The following is a 25,814-nucleotide window of genomic DNA, read 5'->3' as shown; positions in this document are numbered from 1 at the left end:
AACCAAGAACCAAGAACCAAGAACATTGCCAGTAAGTTGGAAGAGGCGCTGGAGGCTAATCATTCGCAGTCCTCCCAGCAAACCCAAAATACAAGAACACCACCGCCCACAGCCCGGCGCCGACGATGTATTTGACGTCGTCGGAGGTGGGCTGGGCCGACCAGAAGCCCTCGATGAACGCGGCGATGACCAGCATCAAAAAGAAGCCGGTGACCAGCCCGAGGCTGTCGCGGGCGGTGTCTTTGAGGGCTTGCAGCCGGCTCTTTCGGCCCGGCCAGATGGGGGCGAAGCCGAGCTTGAGCCCCGCCATGCCCGCCAGGACGATGGCGGTCAACTCGAAGGAGCCGTGACCGATGACGAAGGGCCAGAAGTTGTGGCTCAAGCCCACGTTGTTCAGATGGCCGGAGACCGCGCCCAGGATGACGCCGTTGTAGAACAGGGCGAACAGCGCGCCCAAGCCGGCGACCGCCCCGGAGCCGAAGGTGCGCAGGGCGATGCCCACGTTGTTGTAGATGTAGAAGCCGAACATCATGAAGTTCGAGTCGGCCTCGCGCTCGTCTTGGATGGCGTCGGAGCTGGCGTACATCGCCTCCATCTGCGAGATCATGTCGTCGCCGAGCACGTGGTAGGCCCACTCGGGCTGGAGCTCGAGCCAGGCCATCATGCCCAAAAACGGTCCGGCGAAGATGAACGTCGCCAGGAGCAAGAGCGGCCAGTCTTTGCGTACGTCGCGGGCGAATCCGCCGCGGATATACTCGAGGATGGGCTGCCAGCGGCCGGTGCGCGAGCCGTACAGCAGCGCGTGGCCACGCTCGACGAGCGGGTTGAGGCGGTCGACGACCGCCGCGCTGTAGCCGCGGTGGCGCGCGATCGACAGGTGCTGGCACAGCGTGCGGTACATCGCCGGGAAGCGCTCGGCGGGCACCGACGGGTAGTCCTTCTCGAACTCATCGAGCAGGGCTTCGTAGTCTCGCCAGAGCTTCTCGTTTTTGCGCACAAAGCTCGCTTGGCTCATCGCTAGCGCCCCTTGGTGATCCAGTTAGCGAGCCCCTGAAGGTGGCGTACTGCGCCCTGGCCGTCTTTGGTGCCGGTGAGGTCTTCGAGCAGGCGCGCCAGCTCGGCGTTGCGCGTGTAGTTCCAGCGCTTGCTGCGCTCGGCAAACTGCACGATCGCCTTCTGTTCCTCGATGGTCAGCTGCTCGCCGGAGGTCACCGGGTCGACGTCGGGCAACTCGCCGGCGCCGGTGAGGTCGTCGGGCTGGCGAAAGCACACCACGGTGTCGCCGGCCAGGTCGCCCAGCCGCTGGAAGCGCCCCGAGGCGGCCATCATCACGATGCCCAGCGCGTAGCCCACCGGCAAAAAGTCGGCCGCGCGCAGCAGGTTTCGGAGCACCGAGCCCTTCCAGTTGATCGGGGTGCCGTCGGCGTTGGCCACCTGCAGGCCGAACATCTTTTTGCCCGGCGTGGCCCCGTCGCGATACATCTCGAAGTAGATCGGGTAGCCCCACTCCATGACGAACATCAGCAGCAAAAAGAGCCCCATGCCCAGCTCGTCCAGGAAGGCGAGCGGGATGAACATGATCGTGTAGACCACCAGCCGGATGCCCACGTCGACGCCAAACGCCATGATGCGCGGGATGGGGCCGGCCAAGTGAACCTCGAACTCGACGCCTTCGGGCGTTTCAATGGTCTGGATGGTGTCGAGTTGCTGCATGGGCGCGACGCTATCACATTTGGTGATTGAGGACTACGGCTACGGACACGGAGACGGCTACGGACACGGAGGCGGCTACGGACACGGCTACGGTCACGGAGACGGTGACCGCCCCCGTAGCCGTGACCGTGACGGTGACCGTAGCCGTGACGGTGACCGCCCCCGTAGCCGTGACCGTGACGGTGACCGTAGCCGTGACGGTGACCGTAGCCGTCCCCGTAGCCGTGACCGTGACGGTGACCGTAGCCGTGACGGTGACCGTAGCCGTCCCCGTAGCCGTGACCGTGACGGTGACCGTGACCGCCCCAAAGTACCTTCGATCTTGCCAATTGCCCCCATCCTCTGCCAAACAGACTCTGCCAAGCGAAGTGTGCACCAAAGCAGGAGTACCACCGATGTCGAAATTGGGTCTCGATCCGAAGATGATCGAACGCGGGCGCCAGGCGGCGGCCGATATTGCCGACAGCATGGACGAGTTTATCCGCCAACGCACGACCGTGGCGGTCGAGCGCACCGTGCTGCGCCTGATGGGGATCACTGGAGTCGACGTCGACGATATCCCGCTGTCGAACGTGGTCGTCGACGGGGCGGTCGCCGCCGGGTGCATCGACGAGGGGATCACGCGGCTCATGGCGCGCGCGGTGCTGCACACGGGCCGCGACCCGCAGACGATCGCCGAGGCGGTCGCCGCGGGCGATCTGAGCCTGGCCGATTTGCCGCATTTCGACGAGGCGCAGGTGCGCGAGGTGGGCCGGGAGTTGGCCGTCGAGGCCGCCGACCGCATCCAGGCGACCGTCGACGAGCGCGACCGGCGTCTGGCCGAGTCGACCGATCGTCCCGAACCCCTGCACTACGTCATCGTGGCCACCGGCAATATCTACGAGGACGTCGTCCAGGCCAAGACCGCCGCGCGCCAGGGCGCCGACATCGTGGCGGTGATCCGCTCGACGGGCCAGAGCCTGCTCGACTACGTGCCCGAGGGGCCCACGACCGAGGGCTTCGGCGGCACCTACGCCACGCAGGCCAACTTCGAGATCATGCGCCAGGGCCTCGACGAGGTCGGCGAGGAGCTGGGGCGTTATATCCGGCTGTGCAACTACTGCAGCGGGCTGTGCATGCCCGAGATCGCGGCGATGGGCGCCATCGAGCGCCTCGACGTGATGCTCAATGACGCGCTGTACGGGATCTTGTTCCGCGACATCAACCCCAAGCGCACCTTCGTCGACCAGTACTTCAGCCGCATGATCAACGCCTACGCCGGCGTGGTCATCAACACCGGCGAGGACAATTACCTGACCACCGCCGATGCGGTCGAGGCGGCACACACGGTGCTCGCCAGCCAGTTCATCAACGAGCAATTCGCGCTCAGGAGCGGGCTGCCCGAAGAGCAGATGGGCCTGGGCCACGCCTTCGAGATGAACCCCGACATCGAAAACGGCTTTTTGCTCGAGCTCGCCCAGGCCGAGATGGCCCGCGAGATCTTCCCGAAGGCGCCGCTCAAGTACATGCCGCCCACGAAGTACATGACCGGCAATATCTTCAAGGGCCACATCCAAGACGCCCTGTTCAACCTCATCGGCGCCTGGTCCAAGCAGGGCATCCAGCTGTTGGGCATGATGACCGAAGCGATGCACACCCCGCATATGGGCGACCGCGCCCTGGCGCTGGAGAACGCCCAATACGTCATGAACAACGCCCGCGCGCTGGGCGAGGAGGTCGAGTACAAAGAGGGCGGCATCATCCAGACCCGCGCCCAAACGGTGCTCGCCGAGTCGGTCGACCTCCTCGAGAAGGTCCGCGACGAAGGCATGTTCGACGCGCTCGCCCAGGGTATTTTTGCCGACGTGTACCGGCCGACCGAGGGCGGCAAGGGCCTCGAGGGCGTGTTCGAGCGGGCGGCGGATTATTATAACCCGCTCGAGGACGAGTTGCGGGCGCGGTTGGGGCTGGAGTAGGGGGCAACGGAGGCCTTGCAGGTGAGAAACGCCCGCTAAATAAGCAATTAAGGACATAGGGGCTGCGAGTCGAGAAGGAGTGGCGACTCACAGCCCCTATGTCTTTAGGTGCCTATGTAGAAGGCGCCCCGACTCTTCGAGGCGCCTTCATATCTCCAGTCATCACGCTCACTTCAGCTCGAACCGATCCAGGTTCATCACCTTGTTCCACGCCGCCACGAAGTCACGCACGAACTCCTCTTCGGCGTCGTCGCAGGCGTAGACTTCGGCCAGGGCGCGAAGCTGGGAGTTGGCGCCGAAGACGAGGTCGACGCGGGTGGCCTTCCACGCAAGCTCACCGCTGTCGCGGTCGTAGCCCTCGAAGATCTCGTCAGACTCCTCGGACTTCTTCCACTCGGTGCTCATGTCGAGCAGGTTCGAGAAGAAGTCGTTGGTCAACTCGCCGGGGCGGTCGGTGAAGACGCCCAGCTCGGAGCCGTCCCAGTTGGCGCCGAGCACGCGCAGGCCGCCGACGAGCACCGTCATTTCGGGGGAGGTCAGCGTCAGGAGCTGTGCCTTGTCGACGAGCAGCTCTTCGGCGGAGCGCTCCATGTCGTCGCGCAGGTAGTTGCGGAAGCCGTCGGCTCGTGGCTCGAGCCAGTCGAATGACTCGACGTCGGTCTGCTCGGCGGTGGCGTCGGTGCGGCCCGGACTGAACGGGACGTCGACGTCGTAGCCGGCCGCCTTGGCGGCCTGTTCGACCGCGGCGCAGCCGCCCAGCACGATCAGGTCGGCCATGGAGACGCGTTTGCCGTCGGAGCGCGAGCCGTTGAAGTCCTCATGGAGCTGCTCGTAGACGCTCAGCACTTTGCGAAGCTCCTCGGGGCGGTTGGCCTCCCAGCCAATCTGCGGGGCGAGGCGGATGCGCGCGCCGTTGGCGCCGCCGCGCTTGTCGCTGCCGCGGAAGGTCGAGGCCGACGCCCAGGCGGTGCGAACGAGCTCGACGGTCGACAGCCCCGAGTCGAGGATCGTCGTCTTGAGCTCGGCGATCTCTTCGTCGCCGATCAACTCGTGGTCGACCTCGGGCACCGGGTCTTGCCACAGCATCACCTCGTCGGGCACCTCCGGGCCGAGGAAGCGCGAGTGCGGGCCCATGTCGCGGTGGATGAGCTTGTACCACGCCTTGGCGAAGGCCTCTTGGAACTCGTCGGGGTTCTCGTGGAAGCGCTTCGAGATCTTGCGATACTCCGGGTCGACCTTCAGGGCGAGGTCGGTGGTGAGCATCATCGGGGCGTGCTTCTTGGACGGATCGTGGGCGTCGGGGACGGTGTTCTGGGCGTCCTCGTTTTTGGCGATCCACTGCCAGGCGCCGGCCGGGCTCTTCTCGAGCTCGTAGTCGTTGCCGAACAGGTTGTCGAAGAAGCCGTTGTCCCACTCGGTCGGCTTCTGGGTCCAGATACCCTCGAGCCCGCTGGTGATCGTGTCGTTGCCCTTGCCGGTGCCGAAGGTGTTCTGCCAGCCCAGGCCCTGCTGCTCGATGCTCGCGCCCTCGGGATCGGGGCCGAGGTGCTCGTCGGGAGCGGCGCCGTGGACCTTGCCGAAGGTGTGGCCGCCGGCGATGAGCGCGACGGTCTCCTCGTCGTTCATCGCCATGCGCTTGAAGGTCTGACGGATATACTGCGCCGCCTTCGCCGGGTCGGGCTCGCCGTTGGGGCCCTCCGGATTAACGTAGATGAGGCCCATGTGGTCGGCAGCCAGCGGCCCCTCGAGTTTGCCCTCCTGGGTGTGGCGATCGTCGGCGAGCCAGACGTTCTCGGGGCCCCAGTAGACATCCTCTTCGGGCTCCCAGGTGTCTTCACGTCCGCCGGCAAACCCAAAGGTCTCGAAGCCCATCGACTCGAGGGCGACGTTGCCGGCCAAGACCAACAGGTCGGCCCACGAGATCTTGCGGCCGTACTTCTTTTTGACCGGCCAGAGCAGCCGGCGCGCCTTGTCGAGGTTGACGTTGTCCGGCCAACTGTTCAGCGGGGCGAAGCGCTGCGTGCCCGAGGAAGCGCCGCCGCGGCCGTCGGAGACGCGGTAGGTGCCCGCGCTGTGCCAGGCCATGCGAATGAATAGCGGCCCATAGTGGCCCCAGTCGGCCGGCCACCACTCCTTCGAGTCCTTCATGACCGTTTCGATGTCGGCCTTGAGCCCCTCGTAGTCGAGCTTCTGGAACTCCTCGGCGTAGTCGAATTCCTCGCCCATCGGATCGACCTGCGGGCCGTTTTGAGCCAAGATCTTGAGGCTCAACTGGTTCGGCCACCAGTGGTGATTGGCAAAGGAGCCGCTCGCCTTGTGCCGATGGGAGCCGTGCATGACGGGGCATTTGCCTTCATTTTCCGGATTCTTACCCATGTTCTCTTCTCCTGTCGGGGGTAATCGTTTGTAAATCGGTCTGCTCAATGATTCGAACGGCCCGGCCATCGACAAGGCATCTTGTCAGGCGAGGGGGCAAATCAGGCCAAGGGGCCAACATCGACTGCCCATCCATATGTCGCTCTCAAGTATGGCGCCCTGTCGTATTACTTCAAAGACTTTATTCTTATATGGAGTATAGGTTGAGGTTATTTGAGGGTGCGGGAGCGCGGCAATCTATTGGCACTCCTCGCCCAAATCTACTAGTCTGTGCGGCTACGAAGCTTTTCTACGCTAAAAGCAGACAATTTTCTCAAAGCAGCTCCCGCATGAAGCATCACTCGTATGTCCTCGCCCTCGCCCTCGCCCTCGGTTCCGTTGCCTGCAGTGACGACGCGCCGGATTCCAAAACCGACAGCGGGGTCGAGCAATCCGACGCCACGGACACGACCGGGGCCGACTCGACCACCCCGGATACCAGCCCCGACCCCGACGTCGGGCCCGATGCGCCCTCCAATGATATCCCGGCGGAGATCACCACCGCGGGAGCCTCGTTTGGCGGGACCATCCCGGCCGGCGGCAAGATCGACGTCGATCTCATCGCCAACGACGGCGACCGCATCGTGGCCTGGCTGCGCATCGACGGCGAGCCGGCGTGGAACCCGTCGGTGTCGATCTTTCGGCCGGGCGACGCGCAGGCGTTGGTGTGGGGCAACCCGCAGGGCGATGTGGACGCGCATATCCCGTATAACGAGAGCGAGCTCGACGGAGGCTGGGAGTTCTTTAGCGGCGGGCGGTTTACGCTCACCCTGGAGAATTTCGCCGACGTCGATGGGCGCTTTACCTTCGAGCTGACGTGCAAGAGCGGGCCGTGTAACGACACGAACGACCAGGACGACGACGGCATCCCGGACGCGGTCGACAACTGCATCACCACCCCGAATACCGAGCAGGTCGACGACGACGGCGACGGGCTGGGCAACGCGTGCGACCCCGACGCGGGCAACGACCCGTACGAGGGGCTGACGAACGCCGACCTCGAAAACGCGCTGCGAGCCGACCACCAAGGCCACGTCAGCGTGGGCTACGACGAGGCGCGCGACCACATGTTTGCCACGGTGGACAACCGCGACGGCAGCGTCGAGTGCGTCTACACCGGCCAGACCATCCAGACGAGCAGCAGCGGCGACGCCTACACCCAAGACTTCAACACCGAGCACACCTGGCCGCAGAGCCGCGGCGCGGGCGATGAGCCGGCCAAGTCCGACTTGCACCACCTCTTTCCGACGGACTCCTCGGCGAACTCTCGCCGCTCGGCGAATTTCTTCGGCAATGTCACCAGCAACGTGTCGTGGTCCGAAGGGGGCTCGAAGCTCGGCGAGGACAGCTCCGGTGAGGTGCGCTTCGAGCCGCGCGACGAGCACAAGGGCAACGTGGCGCGCGCCTTGTTCTACTTCGCAGTGATGTACGGCGGCGATATCCCGGCCCACGAGGAGCAGACGATTCGCCAGTGGCACACCGCCGACCCGGTCGACGCCGCCGAGCGCGAGCGCAACGGCGCGGTGGCGGGGATTCAGAACTCGCGCAATCCGTTTATCGATCGGCCCGATCTGGTGGAGCGCATTGGGGACTTCTGATCGCCATCATTGCGCCCGTAACCCACCGAATGTAGACTCGAACGAGCAACAGAAGTGAACCCCGGATAGGCCCGATGAGCGACAACGAAGAGAAGAAGAACCAGGACGCCTCGATGGAGGAGGGGGCGGCCGATTTGACCGAGACGGTCAAGCTGCGGCCCCCGGCGCCCGAGGGCGAGCGGGGCTTGGGCGGGGCGACCTCCTCCGCTGAGGTCAGCCCCGACGCCGAGACCGTTTTCCGGTCGATCGAACTGTTCGAAGCGCTCGCTCCCGAGGAGGTGCGCGAGGTCGTCGGCGCCTGTGACCAGCTCAACGTCGCCGCCGGCGAAGAGCTGTTCCAGCAGGGCGACGAGGCCGACGCGTTGTATATCGTCGAGTCGGGCGAGCTGCAGGTCCGCGCGCGCACCCCGGCCGGCGAAGACGTCGTCCTGGCGGTGCTCGGCGCCGGCTCGGTCGTCGGCGAGATGTCGCTGATCGCCGGAGGCCCGCGCTCGGCGAGCGTCGAGGTCATCGGCGATGCCTCCATCTTCAAGCTCGGCCGCGACTCCTTCGACGAGCTGCGCGCCCAGAAGCGTCCGGCGGCCTACAAAATCATCTTGCGCCTGGCTCGCATTCTGGGCGAGCGGCGTCGTCAAACCGATGCGCGCGTCGAAGAGGTCTTCGAGGACCCGGCGCAGTACCTCGACAGCTTCGAAACTCAGGTCCACGAGATGTTGGGCCGGCTCAAGAAGGCGTAGGACCCTCCATGGCAAACGCGAAATCGCACGCTCAAACCCTCGCCGGACGCGGCATCTTCGCCGACTGGGAGCTCTCCGAGATCGAAGACCTCGTCGAGGTCTGCGAGGCGCTTACTCTCATGCCTGGTCAGGCGCTGTGGTCGCCCGGCGAGCCCAAGGACGCCGCGTTTATCCTGGTGTCGGGCCGCGTCGAGGTCTCGTATCGCGTCCAGCCCGACGGCCAGCGCAAAGACCAGTTCACCGAACCGGCGACCGCGCTCACCCTCTCGTCGCTGGTCCACCCCTGGCCCCACGGCAGCGCGGGCACGCCGCTCGAGCGCAGCATCGTGCTGCGGCTGACCTGCGAGAAATTCGAGGAGCTCTTCGAAGCCGAGCACCCGGCGGCCTTCCACCTCATCGACGCCATCGCCGAAGATCTCGTCGGCGAGATGCGCGACGCCAACCGACGGCTGCACGAGGTTTTCGGGCATCCGGCCGAGACGCTGCGCATGCTTCGGCGACGCAGTCGCAGTGACCGAGTGATCGAGTGAAAGACCGCGGGAGGGCGGAGGCCGTGCGGTTGTGCCTTTACGCTGTGACGCGGTTGTAGTTACGCTGTTGTAGTTCACTCAATGACTCGATTACGCAATAACTTTAATCTACCGGAGGTAGACGCATGAATATTGGTGTCATTGGAGGCGGATCGTGGGGTACGGCCTTGGCCAAGCTCTTGGCTGAAAACGGTCACGACGTATTGGTCTGGTGCCACGAGAAGCCGCTGCCTGCCGCGATCAACGAGGGGCACGAGAATACCGAGTACCTTCCCGGCTTCACACTGCCTGACAACCTGCGCGCGACCAACGACATCCAGGAGACGATCGCCGACAAGGAGATGATCGTGTCGGTGGTGCCCAGCCACGTGCTGCGCAAGGTCATCTCGCAGGTGGCCGACGATATCCCGCCGGCCACGCCCATCGTCAGCGCGACCAAGGGGATCGAGAACGAAACCCAGATGCTCGTCAGCGACATCCTCGAGGACGTGCTCCCCGAGTATTGCCACCCGTACCTGGTCTACCTGTCGGGGCCGAGCTTCGCCAAAGAGGTCGCCGCCCAGAAGCCCACGGCGGTGACCGTCGCCTCGTACAATCACAAGCTTGCCGAGCGCGTCCAGCGCGTCTTTAGTAACGATGTGTTCCGTGCTTACACTTCCACCGACGTGGTCGGCGTCGAGATTGGCGGGGCAGTCAAGAACGTCATCGCCATCGCCGCCGGCGCGGTCGCCGGCATGGAATTGGGGCTCAACTCGCGGGCCGGCATGATCACCCGCGGGCTGCACGAGATGAGCCGCCTGGCGGTCAGCATCGGCGCCAACCCCCTGACGCTCTCCGGGCTGGCGGGCATGGGCGACCTGGTGCTCACCTGCACCGGCGGGCTGAGCCGCAACCGCTCGGTGGGCGTCAAGCTGGGTCAGGGCCACTCCCTCGAGGAGATCGTCGGCGGCATGAATATGGTCGCCGAGGGCGTCAAGACCTCCAAGAGTGTTCACAGCCTCAGCCAGAAGCTGGGCGTCGAAATGCCTATTTGCGAGAAAGTCTATCAGGTTCTATACGAGGGCCTGTCGACCGAAGATGCGGTCACCGAGCTGATGAGCCGTGAGCTCAAACCGGAATTGCAAGGCCTTTACTAAGAACCAAGAACCAGCCCATGAGACGACGCCGCCGACAACTGACTCTTCTCTCTAAAGACGAGATCGCCAAGATGCGCGAGGCGGGCCAATTCGCCGCCACGCTGCTCTGCCACCTCGGAGAGATGATCGAGCCGGGCATCTCCACCCAGGACCTCAACGACGAGGCCGAGCGCTGGGTCGAAAAACGCGGCGCCACCCATGCGCCGTACGGCTACAAGGGCTTCCCGCGTAGCATCTGCACGAGCATCAACGAGGTCGTCTGCCACGGCATCCCCAACAAGGACCGGGTCCTCGAAGACGGCGACATCATCTCAGTCGACGTCACCCCCATCGTCGACGGCTTCCACGGCGACTCGTGCGCCACGTTCTTCGTCGGCGAGGTCGACGAGGAAGCCAAGAAGCTCGTCGAGGTCACCGCGCAGTGTCTGATGCGCGGCATCAACGAGATCCGCCCCGGCAAGCGCATCGGCGACATCGGCGCGGCCATCCAGGCCCACGCCGAGGCCGAAGGCTTCTCGGTGGTGCGCGACTTCATCGGCCACGGCATCGGGCGCACCTTCCACGGCGCCCCCGAGGTCCCCCACTTCGGCAAGCGCAACACCGGCATGCGCTTCCGCCCGGGCATGGCGTTCACCGTCGAGCCGATGATCAACCTGGGCGACTACCCCGTCGAAGTCCTCGACGACGACTGGACCGCCGTCACCAAAGACCGCCAACTCTCCGCTCAATTCGAGCATACCGTCGTCGTCACCGAAGACGGCGTCGAGGTCATGACCCACCGCGAAGGCGACGACCCGCAAAAGGTTTCGCCGGGCTGCGCGATCAATTTTGATGAGATTGGTGGGATCTAGAGGGGTGAGGAAGCCCCGAACCAATGACCACGCCCGCCAAGGCGAACGTCAATCTTAATTGCCTCAATAGGCGGGGTCGCACCCCCGTGGACGACGTGGGCACTCTGAACGGATGGTCGATTCGTAACGTCGATTTGTCGATCCGAGTTCAGAGTACGAGACCTCGACCACCGGCGTGGGAGCCGGCCTATTTACGCAATTAAGATTGACGTTTGGGGCGTGGGAGCCGGCCTATTTACACAATTAAGATTGACGTTTGCGTCGTGGGAGCCGGCCTATTTACGCAATTAAGATTGGCGTTTGGCCTATTGGGAGGTTTTGGGAGCGCGTTTCCTCTTGCGCTCCAGATTCCCCAGCAACACCCCTGCCAAAATGATCGGTCCGCCGACCACCAGCTTGGTGCCCGGCTCCTCGCCGATCGTCAGCCAGGCGATGACCGCGGCGATGGGCGGTACCAGCAAGAGCATCTGGGCGGTGCGGTTGGCCGGCAGCGCGTTCATGGCGAGCGTGCTCAGGTAGTAGCCGATGGCGATGGGGACGATGCCCAGGTACGCGGTGACCAGCCAGCCGGTGGTGCTCAGCTCGGCGATGGCGTCGATGCCGCTCGGCAGCAAGAAGAGCAAGGGGACGGTGCCCACGACGGTGGCGTAGACCGACACGTCGAGCGCGCGGTAGCGGCTCAAGAGCCGCTTTTGCAGCACCATGTTACCGCCGGCGCACAACGCAGAGAACAACACGATGAAGCTGCCGCCCGAGATGCTCATCTTGCCCGGCTCGAGGCTCATGTAGGCCACGCCCAAGAGCCCAAGTCCCATGCCCAACCAGGTTTTGATGGTGACCCGTTCGCCCAAGAAGCGCGCTGCCAGGATGCTCGTCCAGATCGGAATCGTGGCGATGATGAACGAGCCCTGGCCGGCGGTAACGAACTCGAGGCCGTAGTTGAGCGCGAGATGGTAGAGCGTAAAGCCCAAGAAGCCCGCTCCGAGGATCTCGGGCAGGTCGCGTTTTTCGGGCAGAGGGGTCTTGAAAATGAGACCCATGGCGACGAGCGCGCCGGTGGCAATGAGCATGCGTAAGACGGTCAGCGTAAACGCGTCGAGCTCGCGCAGCACAAAGCGCAGGCCGGCGAAGGCCGACGCCCAGATGATCATCGTGACGATCAACAGGGCGTAGGCGACCGGCTTGGAGGGTGGGGCGGGGAGTTGGCGTGGCATGGTGTCTCGAGCCGCGCCCGCGCCCGCGTCCGCGCCCGCGCCCCGTCGTTAAGACTGCAATGCGTTCGACGACGGCAACTTGCCTTGGATGAGCGTATGAGCTCGATTCCAGCGTAGTTGCCTTATCGACCACATCTGCAGTGGAACAGCGGGGCGCGGTCGCGGTCGCGGTCGCGGTCGCGGGGGTATTAGAAGTCCCAGCCCTTACCGTGCAATTCTTCCAGCCCGGGGGTGCCCGGAGGGTTCGGCAGGAGCTTCAGGTCGGGGTGGTTCTGCTTGACGAAGTTCAGCGCCCAGTCGTTGCGGAACAAGACGATGGGCAGATCGTCCTTGTCCTTGAGGACCATCGTGTAGTCCTGGCGCTCGAATTTGGCTTCGTCGAACTCGCCTTCGATCCAGCGCGCGTATTTGAACTGCAAGCTGCGCAGGCGCACTTTGACGTTGTACTCGTGCTCGAGGCGGTGGGTGAGCACCTCGAACTGCAGAATACCGACGGCGCCGACGATGGTCTGGTTGCCCAGGTGCGGCTGGCGGAAGACCTGGATGGTGCCCTCCTCGGAGAGCTGGTCGAGGCCCTTTTCGAGCTGCTTTCGGCGCAGCGGGTCCTTGAGTTCGACCACCGAGAAGTGCTCCGGGCTGAAGCGCGGGATGTCCTTGGCCTCGACCGGGTCACCGTTGGAGATGGAGTCGCCGATCTTGAAGTAGCCCGGGTCGTACAGACCGAGGATATCGCCGGCGTAGGCCTCGTCGACCGTGCCGCGGTCGCTCGCCATGAATTGCTGCGGGTAGGAGAGCTTGAGCTCGCGGTCCTCGCGCACCAGCTTGGCGTGCATGTCGCGGGTGTATTGGCCGGAGGTGATGCGCACGAACGCGATGCGGTCGCGGTGGTTGGGGTTCATATTCGCCTGAATCTTGAAGACGAACCCCGAGAATTCGGGCCGCGTGGGCTCGACGGGCGGGTCCTTGACCTCGCCGGGCGAGGGCGCCATCTCGATGAACGCCTCCAAAAAGGGCTGGACGCCGAAGTTGGTCATCGCGCTGCCGAAGAACATCGGCGACTGCTCGCCGTTGCGCACCTTTTCGAGGTCGAAGGGCTCGCCGGCGATCTCCAGAAGCTCGATCTCCTCGAGGGTCTTCTCGTAGCGCTTGGGCCCGAGGATGCTCTCGAGCTTGGGATCGTCCAGGTCGAGCTTCTCGGTCTCGACGATGGCCTCGCCGTGGGTGCCCTCCGAGTCGAACAAGATCACCTTTTCTTCGCGGCGGTCGTAGACGCCCTTGAAGTCCTTGCCCATGCCGATGGGCCAGTTGATCGGCACGGCCGGGATGCCCAGCACGTTGTCGATCTCCTCCATCAGCTCGAGCGGCTGGCGCCCGTAGCGGTCCATCTTGTTGACGAAGGTGAACACCGGCAGCTTGCGCATCGCGCAGACCTTGAAGAGCTTCTCGGTCTGCGGCTCGACGCCCTTGGCGCAGTCGATGAGCATGACCGCGCTGTCTGCGGCCGCCAGCGTTCGGTAGGTGTCCTCCGAGAAGTCGGCGTGGCCGGGGGTGTCGAGCAGGTTGATCGAGTTCTTGCCGTACGGAAACTGCAGCACACTCGAGGTGATCGAGATACCACGCTCCTGCTCCATCTCCATCCAGTCACTGACGGCGTGCTTGGCCGCTCGGCGCGATTTGACGCTGCCGGCCAGGTGGATCGCCCCGCCGTAAAGCAGAAGCTTTTCGGTAAGGGTCGTCTTACCGGCGTCGGGGTGCGAGATGATGGCGAAGGTGCGGCGTCGGCCCACTTCGCGCTCGAGTTGTTTTTGGGTGGGTGTGCTGCTCACGAGTACGTCTCTGGCAAGCGAGAACGAATTTTATCGGTGCCAGGGCATCTTGCCCTGGTTGACGAGGGCAGGGATGCCCTCGCACCGAACAACAACGGCGTCTCTTATTAATCGTCCGCCCCCACAAGTACAAGCGAAGCGCCCGATTTATTCGTGCCTGTCACTCGCGCTCGGCGGCCCGTCCGGTGGTCAGATTCCACCGGCCGATGCGCCCGTCGGCGGTGCACACGCCGTACAGGATATTCTCGCGCGAGAAGTACAGGCTGCGCGGGGTGGGGCAGTCGGGGGTGAGCTCGGAGATCTGGCTGCCGTACAGGACTTGGAAGATCGGCAGGCGGCCGTCGTCGAGGAGCACGGCCAGAAGGTGGCCGTCGTTCGAGAAGGCCATGTCGCGCACCGCGCCGTCGGCGGTCAGCTTGGCCACGGCGGTGCCCGGCGATTCGGTCGAGGCGACGCGGATGAGCCCGTCGGCAGACGCGGCGGCGAACATGCCGCCCATGGCGGTGACCGCCACGCTGGTGATCGGCCGGTTGGCCGCCAGCGACAGCCAGCGCTCGCGGTGGTGGCGAAGCCGCCCCAAAAAGAGCGCGCCGTCGGCGGTGGCCGCCAAGAGGGTGCTGCCCGAGCGCGTGGCCGCCATGGCGGTGAACGAGCGGCCCTCGGCGTCGCAGAAGAGGCGCTCGAGCTCGGAGTTGTCGGCGTCGATCGAGCAGATCGCGCCATCGGCGGTGCCCACAAAGGCGCCGGCCTCGCTGGCGGCGACCGCCGTAATCCGGCTGCTGGGCACGGTGACCGGCACCAGGCGCCCGTCGCCGACCGTCCAGATCTCGTTGTGCGTGTCGACAAAGGCGATCAGACGCTCGCTGCTGGCGCCGCTGAGGCGCACGGTGCGCGCAAACGGGTAGCCGGTGTCGTTCTTCTTGGGGGCCGCTTTGTTCGCGTCCCGTTTCCGCCCGACGATGGCGGCGCCGGCAGGCTCGTCACGCTCGAGCTCCTCGTCGGCGTCGACGCCGACCTGCGTGGGGTCGGGCAAGAACTGCAGGGTCTTTTTGACCTCGATGTCTCGCGGCGGCTTGTGCCCGCGCGGGTTGGTCGCGGGGCGATCGAAGCCGCGCGGGTTCGTCTCGTTCAGCGAGCGAAGCTGGCCGCTATCGCGCTGAGTTCGCCACTCGTCGACCTTCCCTTTTTTGTCCGCGGTTTCGTTGTCCGTGGTGTCGGTGTCGGGCGCTTCGCCGAGCCCGTGGCGCAGGCCGAGCACCGTCTTGGGGCGATCCTGGAAGGCCATGGTCGCCTTGAGCGACTCGGTCGGGTCCAGATCCGTGCCCAACTCGGTACGGCGAGCGCCGTTGTACGAGTCCTCGACCGCCAACTGGTTCGTCAGGTCGGCGGACTCGGCCGGCGTCGGCTCGTGCAATGCGTCCGCGTCGGCGAGCTCCTCGGCGTCGGAGGCCTCGCGGGTACTGCGAAGTGCGTCGATGACCTCGTACAGGTCGGCGGGGCGGTCGCTGGGAGATTTGGCCAGCATGGCCGCCACAAGCCGCTCGAGCGCACGTGGAAATTTGCGCTTCGGACACGCCTGCGACAGCGTCGGCGCCGGCTTTTGGACGTGGGCCTTGAGCACCTGCAGGGTGTTGTCGCTCTCGAACGGCGGCCGCCCGGTGAGCATGTAGAAGAGGGTGGCGCCCAGGCTGTAGATATCGCTTCGCCCGTCGAGCTCACCGCCGGTCGCCTGCTCGGGGCTCGCAAAGAGCGGCGTCCCCAAGAACCCGCGCGTCAGCTTGGTCTCTCCGTCCAGGCGCACCACGCCAAAGTCGAGCAGGTACGCAAAGTCCTCGCCGTCGGGCAGCCGCTCGAGCATGATATTCGCCGGCTTGATGTCCCGGTGAATCATGCCCACGTCGTGGGCTTCACACAGCCCGTTGGTCACCTGGAACAGCAGCGCCAGCGCGCGATCGACGTCGAGCGGCCCCTGCGCATCGATGCGCTCCTCGAGGGTGTCTCCCTCGATGTGGTCCATGACCAGCGCGATCCAGTTTTCGTTGAGCTCCAACAGCTCGTAGACCCGCACGATATGCGGGTTGCGCAGCATCCCCACCGCGCGCACCTCACGCTCGAGGCGAGCGCGCACCTCTTCGGTGACGCCCTTTTCGGAGTGCCACAGCTTGACCATCTTGATCGCGAAGCGCTTGGGCACCGTCAGCGATTCGGCGCGGTAGATGGTCGAGGAGCTGCCGCGCCCCTCGATTTTGCTGATCAGGTAGCGCTCGTTGAGGATGCGCCCCAAGAACGGGTCGTAGGCGCCGATCAACGGCACCCAGCCGCCCCGGGGCCTGTCGCTGCCGCAGTCGAGGCAGCTCTCGTCGGCCTCGGCGCGCAAGGACGTGCACTTCTCGCAAAAGTGCCGCAATAGGTTGTCGGCGCGCCTGCGCAACGCCTGCTGATCTTTCCAGTTGGTGCCCATGATCTCTTGCCTCGGGAGTAAAAACCCGGTCAGTGACGCCCCCCGATAAATGTCCTGCGACAGATTCGCCAGTATAGTGATTTTTCCAGTCACTACAACTGGTTACGTCGTCCACTCGTCGCTTACACAGCTTGCTTTGAGCGCACTAAAAGGAACTTTTAGTTTTTCTTCTTAATAAGATCTTTACAGCGCGTACACTCGGTTAGAATGACGCGGTGCGTTATGTAAGTTAGTGGGTACTAACTAGCGGAAGGGGGGGACTTTGGCAAGCGCCTCAACTAGTCGTCAGTGAGACGCTGCCGCCGTCAGCGCGTCGATATAAATCTCACGCACCGGCGTGCCGGTCTCGGCAGCCAAACGTAGACAATCTTCATACTCGGGGGTCGCCTTCAACACTTTGCCGTCCTTGTAGCCCACCTTGACGTGCACCGTGCCTGCGGAGGTTTCGACCTCCAAGATCTTGCGGGCGAGCTTGAGGCGCTCGACCTGCTCGACGCGCACCCCGAAGGTCGTCGTCTCGCGAAAGAGCACGTCGGCGAGGCGGTCGCGGTCCGCGGGCCGGCACAGCACCGACAGGCGGATGCCCTGGCGGCCCTTTTTCATGTAGACCGGCTCTCGCACCACATCGAGCGCGCCCTCATCGAATAGCTTGGCCTCCACGCTCGGGAACAGCTCGGGCTGCATGTCGTCGATCTCGCAGGTGAGCTTGGCGACGACGTCGCGCGTCTCGTCCGCCTCGTCGCCGGTGGCCTCGGTCTCCAACACCAAAAAGCGCACCACGTTCGAGAACTCGGCGAGCTCGCGGGTGCCGCAGCCGTAGCCCACCGTCGAGACGGTGGCCTGCGGTCGATCGAAGCCCGGGTTCATCCCGCGCAGCGTCTTCAGGATCGTCGCACCCGTGGGGGTGACCAGCTCGGCCTGCACCGGACGCGCGATCAGCTCGAAGCCCTTGAGGATGTCGGCGGTCGCCGGCACCGGCACGGGCACCGTGCCGTGGTCGGTCTCGACCGTGCCGCTGCCGGTCGGCACCGCGCTCGCCGACCAGCTCGCCCCGGTCGTCTCGATGATGAAGGCGGCCGACACGAAGTCAAAAATCGAGTCGAGCGCGCCGCACTCGTGAAAGTGCACCGTCTCGAGCGGGATATCGTGGACCTTCGACTCCGACTCGCCCAGCGTCTGGAACATCTCTTTGGCGCGCGCTTTGACGGCCGCGTCGAGCCCGCTCGTGTCGAGCATCTCCAAGATGGTCGACAGGTGGCGGTGGTCGCGCTCCTCGGCCGGATCCCACCCCTCGAAGTGCACGTGCGTGCCCGAGATCGCCCCGCGGCGCACCCGTTCGGTCACGATGCGGATATCGCCGACGCCCAGCGAGCTGAGCGCGCTCTCCAGGGCGGCGGTGTCGACGAGGTCGGCGTCGATGGCGGCGGCCAAGAACATATCGCCGGCGATGCCGCCGAGCATGTCGATGTGGATGTGTTTCATGGTGGTCTCGGGAGTGTTTGCTTGTAATGACGGGGTGGGGATAGCATGTTTCGTGTTGAAGCGCAGTAGATTTGCAGTGCCCCTTTTGCCTCGCGCTGGGGAAAGCAAGGCGTAGCTTTTCGGCGTCCCCCATCCGCCCTCCGCTTCGCTTCGGGCACCTTCCCCTTGGGGAAGGGATTTCCTAGCGCGCCTGAACCACGTAGCTTTTCGCAGGGGAATCCCTTCCCCCGCGGGGAAGGTGCCGAGCGCGTAGTTTAGCGCGAGGCGGATGGGGGGCCACACAAAGCAATGACTCCGATTCCCAACCCATTATGTTCCCAAACTACACCCCCCAGATCGAAACATTCCCGCGGCGTGTCGGCTCGTCCGAGACGATCATCGGCGTCGACCTGCAACTCGAAGACGAGGTGCCCATCGACGCGCTGCCGTGGGTGACCGCGCTTCGGGTTTCGGCGCCGGCCGACAACGACGAGGCCAAGGCCGCCGGCCACTTTCCGGCCGAGTCGGGCTACGACATCGAAAAGCAGCTCTTCTCGCCGCTGACCGGCAGCGCCACCAAGAGCGCGGTGCTGGTGGGGTCGGTCTCCTCGCTGCAGTCGGCCGAGTGGTTCATCTACTCGCGCGAACCCCTGGCCGAGCAGCTCGAAGAGGCCATCTCGGAGCGCTTTCCCGACATCGAAGTGCACGCGCGCGCCCAACACGACCCGGGCTGGTCGGTCTACCGCGAGTTCCTGTGCCCCTCGCAGGTCGAGCGGTTCTTGCTCAGAAACCGACGCACCGTGCGCGAGCTGGCCGAGCTCGGCCAGTCGACCGACGACGCACGCCCCGTCGACCACACCGTCTGGTTCACCTCCCCCGACGACCGCAACGCGTTCGCCGAGACCGTCGCCGACGATGGCTTCGCGCTGCACTATCCCGACCAAGACGTCCCGCTAGAGGCCGACGAAGAGGACGTCGAGTACGGCCTGACGATCACCCGCGCCGAGTCGGTCACCATCGAGCAGATGGACGAGTTGGTGCGCGAGCTGTTCAAGCTCACGTCGCGTTTTGGCGGGGAGTACGAGGGGTGGCACGTGCAGCATTAGTGCAGGCGCCCCTAATAGATGGCGGTACTCATCTGCAAGGCGGCTATTTGAGCAGACAAACAACAATTTGAGGGTCGTGTCATCAACCACAAGAGCCGCATTGAAACGACCCCAAAATTGTTGTTTGTCCGCTTCAATAGCGCCGCGCTACTGCGAAGAGTGCTATACCAAGATGCCAACTGATCTACGGTCGTCGCTCACTGCACGTCGAACCGAAGCGTGCGGCTGCCGCCGCCGTGTCGCATATAGGGCGTGTTCGTCTTGATCCCGCGCTCGTTCTCGATGGGCATGAACGGGAACTCCCACCGGGTCATCGTGATCTCGTGGATGCCCGGTTCGCTTGGCAGGGTCACCTCGAATTCGCCGCGGTATTGGACGCTTCCGGCAGCATCGTCATAGCTCGGGCGAACGTAAAACCACCGCTTGTCCAGCGGTTTTCCGTTGAGGAGCGGCACTAGGCCAATACTTGTTGCATAGGGCAGAGTCGAATTGACCACAAAGAACTCGATTGTCATCTCTTCACCCGGTCTCGCCGAGATCGGAGACTTCAGTTCAGCAGGGTCTTCGAGATCGGACGGATAGAGAGTCACTGTGCCATAGTGGTGGCTGGCGACGATCGCCTGCTCCACGGGGGTGCGATCACTAGGAAGTGCGGGCTCAAAACACGGATGCGCAGGCAAGTCGTAGCCTTGCTTGTAGAGCGTGACGCGAAAGAAGTTGCGTTCGATCCATTTGTCTTGCCCGTCGGCGACGTGAGCGACCGCGATCTCGTACATCCGATCTTCATCGAACGTCTCCGCTGGGATGACAATGTCGACGACCTCGACCTGAGTATCCATGGGCACATGAATTCCCGTGGCTGTCGTCTCTTCAAGGAGTTGCTCGCGTTCCGGGTCCCACAGTCGATAGGTCGCGCTCACGGGTTCGTAATCTACCATGGCTGTCACCGAGAGAGTGGCACCGTCTAACTGCGTCTCCTTAGTAAAAGTGCCCGTATAGAGAGTGAGGTCCTCGCCGTCTTTTGTCCACATGGCATAACTTCTCTCTCCCGGGTCGAGTGAAGCCGGTGCCGACATCCATCCGCCGTCGACATCGATCTCTCCTCCGCGAAATTCGCGTACGTCTTGCGCGGTTAGGGGGCCTCCACCGCCGCGATCGAGCTCTCGAAATGTATAACCGACTTCGTGCCGCAAAGCGGGTCTGCCCGTCGCGTCACAAAGGTATGACTCTCGAAAAAAGAAGCTTGGAAGCGCCGAGGCGTCCTTATCGCCACCACTGTCTGTGGCGTCGGTGGTAACGCCATCTCCCGCTTCTTCGGTATCGGTACTGATATCTGTGTCGTCGCTGGCTGAGCGAGCATCAGCGTCAATCACTTTCGTGTCGGTCACGTCAGTTGAATTGCTGGGGTCACTATCGCGTTTTTCCCGTGGCTGCTCGTCACAACCTGTCACCAGCACAGCGAGCAAAAGGAGCACCACAGGTTTAGCGTCGAGCTGGTGAAGCACCTCTGTAACGTCGAGCTTCATCGCATCTCCTAGAATGGCAGCAGCCCCGTCTCCAAGACAAGAAGGGCTGCTGCCACGAATGTAGGCCAGAATAATGATTCACTCGAAGCTGCAGTTGCTTGGCGCGCTTCCTACGCTAGTATCGATTCCAAACTTGAACTGCCCCTCATCGACTTCACCACGAGAGCATACTCCGTTGGCAGCGCCCGGAGCGGACTGATGGAGTTCGGTCTGTCCAGACAAGGTGCCACTGTCTTTGCGGCCTCCTTGTTGAACTCCGGCGTAGAAGAAGTCGCTGCGAAGCCTCATCGTCTCCGTGACCTGCCGAATACGAAACTGGCGACCGGTTTGTCCCTGCTCCCAGGATTCTTCAATCTTGAACGAGACATTGTCGCGTTTCAGGTCGTGCAGGTCGGTCCAAGCCGTCGGTCCCTGCCGGACCGAGCCTTCGACGGTATCGCCGCAGACCTCCAAGCCGCCGCCATAGCCACTCTTCGGGTCTTCGTAGTTCGAGCACTGCTCGGCGTACACGTTGTCGGCATTCGTGTGGTCGTCGCAGTACTGCTCCTGCAGGGTGCCGCTCAGGGGCGCGAATGCTTCACCGTCGACATAGATATCACCATCCGTGTCAGAGATGGCGGCGTATAGCACATTTTGCGCCTGGAAATTTGCCCAGCTCTTCTGGAACTGATCCCAGCGCCCAAAGAAACCCTGTTGCGACAAGAAGCCGATGTCGTTGAGCTCGCAAATGTTGACCGCGCCGAGTCCGGAATCGGGCGGTCCTGCCGGTCCGAAGAGCAGCGCGTTGACATAATCGTTGAGGTCATTGGTCGTCGCCCACTGACCTCCGTTGGAGTGCAGCGTCAGAATCATCGTATCGGGTGTCGCAACGTCATAGCTGATCTCGTACTTGTTCGTGTTCGCATTGTAGACGGTCGTCAACCCGAGCGCTTGGCGAAGCGCGAGCGGGTCCGAGACGTCGACAAGCTCGGATTCCGAAATCGTCGTGCAGCTGTCATATCCCAGACTCGTTTCGGCGGTGCACGCGCAGTTGCTCGTGCAACTGCTCAACTCGCCGGCGCTGGCTTGCTGCGATGCAAGCAGCGGCACAAACACAGCACACATGGCGGCTGACCAAAGCTTAGCGTACTTCCTAGTCCCTCCCAAATTCAGAAAATAAACTGGAACACTGCCGCGAAGAGTTGCGGCGTTGCTGACTCGCGAATTCGCGAGTGCTGTTGAAGGTTAGCCGAGGTGGGGGGGGGAGAGGTCAAGTGCGCAATCCCTTGCTTGCTGAGGGGTCCCCTCCGTCGGCTCAGCTACGCTTCGCCGACACCTCCCCTGAGGCTGAACAGCGCCTCGGGGAGGGGGATTGCAGGAAAGGAGAGTGGTTTAGAGTTACAGGAAAGAAGAGTGACTCAGACATGCAATCCCCTTCCCCCGCGCGTTTTCCAGCGCGAGGGGGAAGTGCCGAGCGTGGTTTGCGAGGCGAAGGGGCCCCTGCAAAAAGCAAGGGATTCACGCCGTTCTACACGCCAACTGATTCATCTTCGTCGCCAACACCGCCGCCCCAAACCCGTTGTCGATATTCATGACCGCCGTGCCCGGCGAGCACGAGTTGAGCATGGTGAGCAGGGGCGCGACGCCGCCGAAGCTCGCGCCGTAGCCCACGCTCGTGGGCACGGCGATGACCGGCTGGACGGCCAGGCCGCCGACCACGCTGGGGAGCGCGCCGTCCATGCCGGCGCACACGATGATGATGCCCGCCTTGTCGAAGCGGTCGAGCTCGGTGGCAAACCGCGTCAGCCCGGCCACGCCGACGTCGAAGACGCGGTCGACCGGGTTGCGCAAGAGCTGGCAGGTCACCGCCGTCTCCTCGGCCACGCGTCGGTCGAGCGCGCCTGCCGAGATGACCATGACGGTGTGGCGGCTTTCGGCCGGCTCGGGCATCTGGGTGGCCACGATGCGCGCGTCGGGGAAGTAGTGCAGCTCGGGCATCAACTCGCCCAGCGCGTCGACGATGGCGTCGGTCACGCGGGTGGCGATGAGCTGCTCGTCGCGCTCCAGGTAGTTGGCGAAGATGTCGGCGACGGCCGCCGGGTCTTTGCCCTCGGCCAAGATCGCCTCCGGGATGCCCGTGCGGGCCTCGCGGTGGTGGTCGAAGCGGCCCAGCATATGCTCTTCGAAAGGCTGGCGCACCAGCCGCTGGATGACTTCGTCTTCGTCGACGTCGCCTTGTTTGAACGCTTGGAGGAGTTGGCTGATTTTGGTGGTCATGGATCGTTTGTCGAAAGAGTGGGTCGTTTGTCGAAAGAGATGGCCTTGCAGATGAGGGGCGCCGGCTATTTAGGGCGCCTGAACAGCGGCGCGGAACTACAATTTGAGGGTCGTTTCAATCACCACAAGAGCCGCATTGAAACGACCCCCAAATTGTAGTTTGCGAGGGCGTCGTTCGCCCTCGCCTCAAATAGCACTTTCAAGAACCGACGCGCCCCTTCACAGGATTCAAACTCCCCGACCGATACCCCGTCATATCCACAACGACCTGCGCGAACCCGGCGTCTTTGACGCCGCGGGCGATCTGGCGCAGCCGCTCGGGTTCGAGCAGGCGAGTCATCTCGTCGGGCGCGACTTCGATGCGGGCGAGGCCGTCGTGGTCGCGCACGCGGTACTGCTCGAAGCCGTGGTCGTGCAGGACGTCCTCGGCGCGCTCGATGCGTCGCAGGCGCTCGTTGGTCACCTCGAGGCCGTGCGGGATGCGCGACGACAGGCACGCCTTGGCGGGCTTGTCCCACGCCGATAGCCCCAGCCAGCGCGCGATCTGGCGCACGCCGTCTTTGTCGATCTGGTGGTCGAGCAGGGGTTGGTAGACGCGGCGCTCGGCCATCGCTTCGAGGCCGGGGCGGTGGTCGCCGGTGTCCGAGAAGTTCGTGCCCGAGGCGAGCACGTCGCAGTCGATCGCCTCGGCAATATTGCGCAGTTGGTCGAAGCGCATCGACTGGCAAAAGAAGCAGCGCGCCGGGGTGTTGGCCCGAAACCGCGGGTCGTCGAGCTCGCTGAACTCGATGAGCCGGTGGGCGATGCCGATCTCGCGGGCGATCTCTTTGGACTCTTCGAGCTCGCGGCCGCCCAGGGTCTCGCTGACCGCGGTCACCGCCGTGGCCCCGTCGCCCAGGGCGCGCTTGGCCAGCGCGGCGACCACCGTCGAGTCGACCCCGCCGCTGAACGCCACGACGATCTTCTCCATGCTCGCCATCTCGTCGAGGATGGCGCCCACCTTGTGCTCGAGCTGTGCTGCTAATGGCTGGGTCATGCGTCCTGTATCGCTTTCGCTTCGTCAATCGCCACGGTGACATACCGGCAAGACGACGCCTCGCGCAACTGCTCGGCGAGTTTTTCGAGCGCGTCCGCCGAGGGGAGCGCCTCGAGGGAGGCGGGCACCACCACCAGCACATCGCCGGCCTGGCGAATCTCGGCGACCCGAAGCCCGCCCTGCGTACAAATTTCTTCGATGCGCGTCATCTGTATCCTTTTGGGATCGCTTAGCAAACGGCGGCCGCGTGACTAGTTTCTGCGTGTGCTGGCGCGGCTTGCTTCGGCGCTTGTAACTGGGTCTCTCACCGGTGTCGTTCCGGGGGTTGTATGCGCGAAAACAAGACTACCATCGTTCTCGTCGAGGACAACCCGCTTCACAGCCGGCTGGTCGAGCGGCTGATCTCGGCGGGCGGTCGGATTCCCTACGAGGTGGAGACCTTTGCGGGGCTCGACCCCGCACTCGCCCACCTGGCCAAAGAGCCGGCGGATGTGATCTTGCTCGACCTGGTGCTCCCCGAAAGCCAGGGCCTCGACACGCTGGCGCGGGTGCGGGCCAACGCCCCCGACGTGCCCATCGTGGTGCTCACCGGCGTCGACGACATGGACATCGCCGTGCGCGCGGTCGACGCGGGCGCCTTCGACTACATCGTCAAAGACAAGATGAGCGCCGCGCGCCTCGATCGCGCGGTGCGCTATGCCCTGGAGCGCACCCGGGCGCGGGCCAGCGAGTGGCACTCGCCGATGCTTCGCCTGGCCCACCAGCAGTTCATGAAGGCCGCGCAGATGCTCGACATCGACGACAATATCCGCCAGCGCTTGCTCTTTCCGCAGCGCACCCAGCTGGTCTCGTTTCCGTTTCGCCGCGACGAGTACGACCAGGTCGAGACGGTCTTCGGCTACCGCGTCCAGCACGTGCTCACGATGGGTCCGACCAAAGGCGGGGTGCGCTACCACGAGGGGATGAACCTGGGCGAAGTGTCGGCGCTGGCGATGTGGATGACCTGGAAGTGCGCGGTCATGGAGTTGCCGTTCGGCGGCGCCAAGGGCGGGGTGCGCATCGACCCAACCACGCTGAGCTTTCCCGAGCTGCAGCGGCTCACGCGCCGCTACACCTCCGAGATCTTCGAGATCATCGGCCCCGACCGCGACATCCCCGCCCCCGACATGGGCACCGACGAGCAGGTCATGGCGTGGATGATGGACACCTACAGCGAGCAGAAGGGCTTTGCGGTGCCCACGGTGGTCACCGGCAAGCCGGTGGTCTTAGGCGGCTCGAAGGGGCGCAAGGAGGCGGTCGGCCGCGGCCTGGTCTACGTGGTCGAGGAGGCCGCCGACGTCGTCGGCATGAAGCTCGACGGGGCGACGGCCGCCGTACAGGGCTTTGGCAACGTGGGCTATCACACCGCGCGCTTTCTCGACGAGGCCGGCGTGCGCGTGCTGGCGGTGAGCGACCGCTCCGGGGGCACCTACAACAGCGGGGGGCTGTCGGTCGAGCACCTTCGGCGCTGGGTCGACGAGCACGGCCACGTCGAGGGCTACCCGGAGGGCGACGCGCTGAGCAACGCCGAGCTTCTGGAGCTCGACTGCGACGTGCTCGTGCCGGCGGCCGTCGAAAACCAGATCACCGCCGAGAACGCCCCCCGGCTGGGCTGCCGCATCTTGGCCGAGGCCGCCAACGGGCCGACGACCACCGAGGCCGACGATATCTTGCGCGACCGCGACGTCTTCGTCGTCCCCGACCTTTTGGCCAGCGCCGGCGGCGTGACCGTGTCGTATTTCGAGTGGGTCCAGGGCACCCAGAACTACATGTGGTCGCTCGAGCAGGTCAACGAGCGCCTGCGCGAGCTCTTGGCGAATGCGTTCCACCGCACCCTCGAGCGCTCGCGCGACGAAGACGTCGACCTGCGCACCGCCGCCATGCTCGAGGGCGTCGAGCGCGTCGTCAAAGCCAAACTCATCCGCGGCCTCTTCCCCTAAGTAACCTTTAGTAA

At 64.2% G+C, this 25,814-nt stretch carries 20 protein-coding genes; 8 read left to right on the top strand and 12 right to left on the bottom strand.

The window, feature by feature from the left end; all coding sequences use genetic code 11:
* Positions 1–55: 55 nt before the first annotated feature.
* Both FIV42_RS11220 and FIV42_RS11215 read right to left on the bottom strand, forming a co-directional pair.
* Positions 56–1,015: a stage II sporulation protein M gene (locus FIV42_RS11220; RefSeq protein WP_141197775.1), complete on the bottom strand. Its 960-nt coding sequence runs from the start codon at positions 1,013–1,015 to the stop codon at positions 56–58.
* Positions 1,016–1,017: 2 nt separating this feature from the next.
* On the bottom strand, positions 1,018–1,713 hold the full coding sequence (locus tag FIV42_RS11215; RefSeq protein ID WP_141197774.1) for an RDD family protein: 696 nt from the start codon (positions 1,711–1,713) through the stop codon (positions 1,018–1,020).
* Positions 1,714–2,108: 395 nt separating this feature from the next.
* Here FIV42_RS11215 and kamD point away from each other — a divergent pair, with 395 nt between their 5' ends.
* Positions 2,109–3,668, top strand: a complete 1,560-nt coding sequence (gene kamD, locus FIV42_RS11205; RefSeq protein ID WP_141197773.1) for a lysine 5,6-aminomutase subunit alpha — start codon at positions 2,109–2,111, stop codon at positions 3,666–3,668.
* A 168-nt stretch (positions 3,669–3,836) separates the two neighbouring features.
* Here the strand turns inward: kamD and katG are convergent, their stop codons facing one another.
* Positions 3,837–6,044 carry a catalase/peroxidase HPI gene (gene katG, locus FIV42_RS11200; protein WP_141197772.1) on the bottom strand — a complete coding sequence of 736 codons (2,208 nt, stop codon included), beginning with the start codon at positions 6,042–6,044 and terminating at the stop codon, positions 3,837–3,839.
* A gap of 329 nt (positions 6,045–6,373) precedes the next feature.
* Here katG and FIV42_RS11195 point away from each other — a divergent pair, with 329 nt between their 5' ends.
* From FIV42_RS11195 to map, 5 genes are all read left to right on the top strand, one after another.
* Positions 6,374–7,681 carry an endonuclease I family protein gene (locus FIV42_RS11195; protein WP_168210566.1) on the top strand — a complete coding sequence of 436 codons (1,308 nt, stop codon included), beginning with the start codon at positions 6,374–6,376 and terminating at the stop codon, positions 7,679–7,681.
* A gap of 74 nt (positions 7,682–7,755) precedes the next feature.
* Positions 7,756–8,418 carry a cyclic nucleotide-binding domain-containing protein gene (locus tag FIV42_RS11190; RefSeq protein WP_141197770.1) on the top strand — a complete coding sequence of 221 codons (663 nt, stop codon included), beginning with the start codon at positions 7,756–7,758 and terminating at the stop codon, positions 8,416–8,418.
* Between the two features lie 8 nt (positions 8,419–8,426).
* Positions 8,427–8,948, top strand: coding sequence for a Crp/Fnr family transcriptional regulator (locus FIV42_RS11185; RefSeq protein WP_141197769.1), 522 nt, complete (start codon positions 8,427–8,429; stop codon positions 8,946–8,948).
* Positions 8,949–9,073: 125 nt separating this feature from the next.
* Positions 9,074–10,084 (top strand): NAD(P)H-dependent glycerol-3-phosphate dehydrogenase, encoded by a 1,011-nt coding sequence (locus FIV42_RS11180; RefSeq protein WP_141197768.1) that lies wholly within the window; start codon positions 9,074–9,076, stop codon positions 10,082–10,084.
* Between the two features lie 17 nt (positions 10,085–10,101).
* Entirely contained in the window at positions 10,102–10,935 is an 834-nt protein-coding gene (gene map, locus FIV42_RS11175; protein WP_141197767.1) for a type I methionyl aminopeptidase, read from the top strand.
* A gap of 305 nt (positions 10,936–11,240) precedes the next feature.
* On the opposite strand, the gene FIV42_RS11170 is transcribed toward map, so the two are convergent.
* From FIV42_RS11170 to larC, 4 genes are all read right to left on the bottom strand, one after another.
* Positions 11,241–12,149 (bottom strand): DMT family transporter, encoded by a 909-nt coding sequence (locus FIV42_RS11170; protein WP_141197766.1) that lies wholly within the window; start codon positions 12,147–12,149, stop codon positions 11,241–11,243.
* Positions 12,150–12,337: 188 nt separating this feature from the next.
* The gene (locus FIV42_RS11165) at positions 12,338–13,975 is read right to left on the bottom strand and encodes a peptide chain release factor 3 (RefSeq protein WP_141197765.1); all 1,638 of its coding nucleotides are present in this window, start codon (positions 13,973–13,975) and stop codon (positions 12,338–12,340) included.
* A gap of 160 nt (positions 13,976–14,135) precedes the next feature.
* The gene (locus FIV42_RS11160; RefSeq protein WP_141197764.1) at positions 14,136–16,436 is read right to left on the bottom strand and encodes a WD40 repeat domain-containing serine/threonine protein kinase; all 2,301 of its coding nucleotides are present in this window, start codon (positions 16,434–16,436) and stop codon (positions 14,136–14,138) included.
* 285 nt (positions 16,437–16,721) lie between these two features.
* On the bottom strand, positions 16,722–17,918 hold the full coding sequence (gene larC / locus FIV42_RS11155) for a nickel pincer cofactor biosynthesis protein LarC (RefSeq protein WP_141197763.1): 1,197 nt from the start codon (positions 17,916–17,918) through the stop codon (positions 16,722–16,724).
* Between the two features lie 311 nt (positions 17,919–18,229).
* Here larC and FIV42_RS11150 point away from each other — a divergent pair, with 311 nt between their 5' ends.
* Positions 18,230–19,003, top strand: coding sequence for a DUF695 domain-containing protein (locus FIV42_RS11150; RefSeq protein WP_141197762.1), 774 nt, complete (start codon positions 18,230–18,232; stop codon positions 19,001–19,003).
* A gap of 197 nt (positions 19,004–19,200) precedes the next feature.
* On the opposite strand, the gene FIV42_RS11145 is transcribed toward FIV42_RS11150, so the two are convergent.
* The 5 genes from FIV42_RS11145 to FIV42_RS11125 all read right to left on the bottom strand — a co-directional run bounded on the left by FIV42_RS11145 (position 19,201) and on the right by FIV42_RS11125 (position 24,030).
* A complete protein-coding gene (locus tag FIV42_RS11145) occupies positions 19,201–20,529 on the bottom strand; it encodes a hypothetical protein (RefSeq protein ID WP_141197761.1) in 1,329 nt (442 codons plus the stop codon).
* A gap of 78 nt (positions 20,530–20,607) precedes the next feature.
* Complete coding sequence (locus tag FIV42_RS11140; RefSeq protein ID WP_141197760.1) at positions 20,608–21,633, bottom strand: hypothetical protein; 1,026 nt, start codon at positions 21,631–21,633, stop codon at positions 20,608–20,610.
* 393 nt (positions 21,634–22,026) lie between these two features.
* Positions 22,027–22,785 (bottom strand): nickel pincer cofactor biosynthesis protein LarB, encoded by a 759-nt coding sequence (gene larB, locus FIV42_RS11135; RefSeq protein ID WP_141197759.1) that lies wholly within the window; start codon positions 22,783–22,785, stop codon positions 22,027–22,029.
* A 199-nt stretch (positions 22,786–22,984) separates the two neighbouring features.
* Positions 22,985–23,821: an ATP-dependent sacrificial sulfur transferase LarE gene (gene larE, locus FIV42_RS11130; RefSeq protein WP_141197758.1), complete on the bottom strand. Its 837-nt coding sequence runs from the start codon at positions 23,819–23,821 to the stop codon at positions 22,985–22,987.
* The gene (locus FIV42_RS11125; protein WP_141197757.1) at positions 23,818–24,030 is read right to left on the bottom strand and encodes a hypothetical protein; all 213 of its coding nucleotides are present in this window, start codon (positions 24,028–24,030) and stop codon (positions 23,818–23,820) included. Before FIV42_RS11125 ends, larE begins: the two co-directional genes overlap by 4 nt.
* A 120-nt stretch (positions 24,031–24,150) precedes the next feature.
* Between FIV42_RS11125 and FIV42_RS11120 the strand changes: the two genes are divergently transcribed.
* Positions 24,151–25,800, top strand: coding sequence for a Glu/Leu/Phe/Val dehydrogenase dimerization domain-containing protein (locus tag FIV42_RS11120; protein ID WP_141197756.1), 1,650 nt, complete (start codon positions 24,151–24,153; stop codon positions 25,798–25,800).
* Positions 25,801–25,814 lie beyond the last annotated feature (14 nt).

Source organism: Persicimonas caeni (assembly GCF_006517175.1).
GTDB lineage: Bacteria > Myxococcota_A > Bradymonadia > Bradymonadales > Bradymonadaceae > Persicimonas > Persicimonas caeni.
Note: the sequence above shows the minus strand (reverse complement) of the source record. Positions and strands in the feature narration are given on the sequence as shown.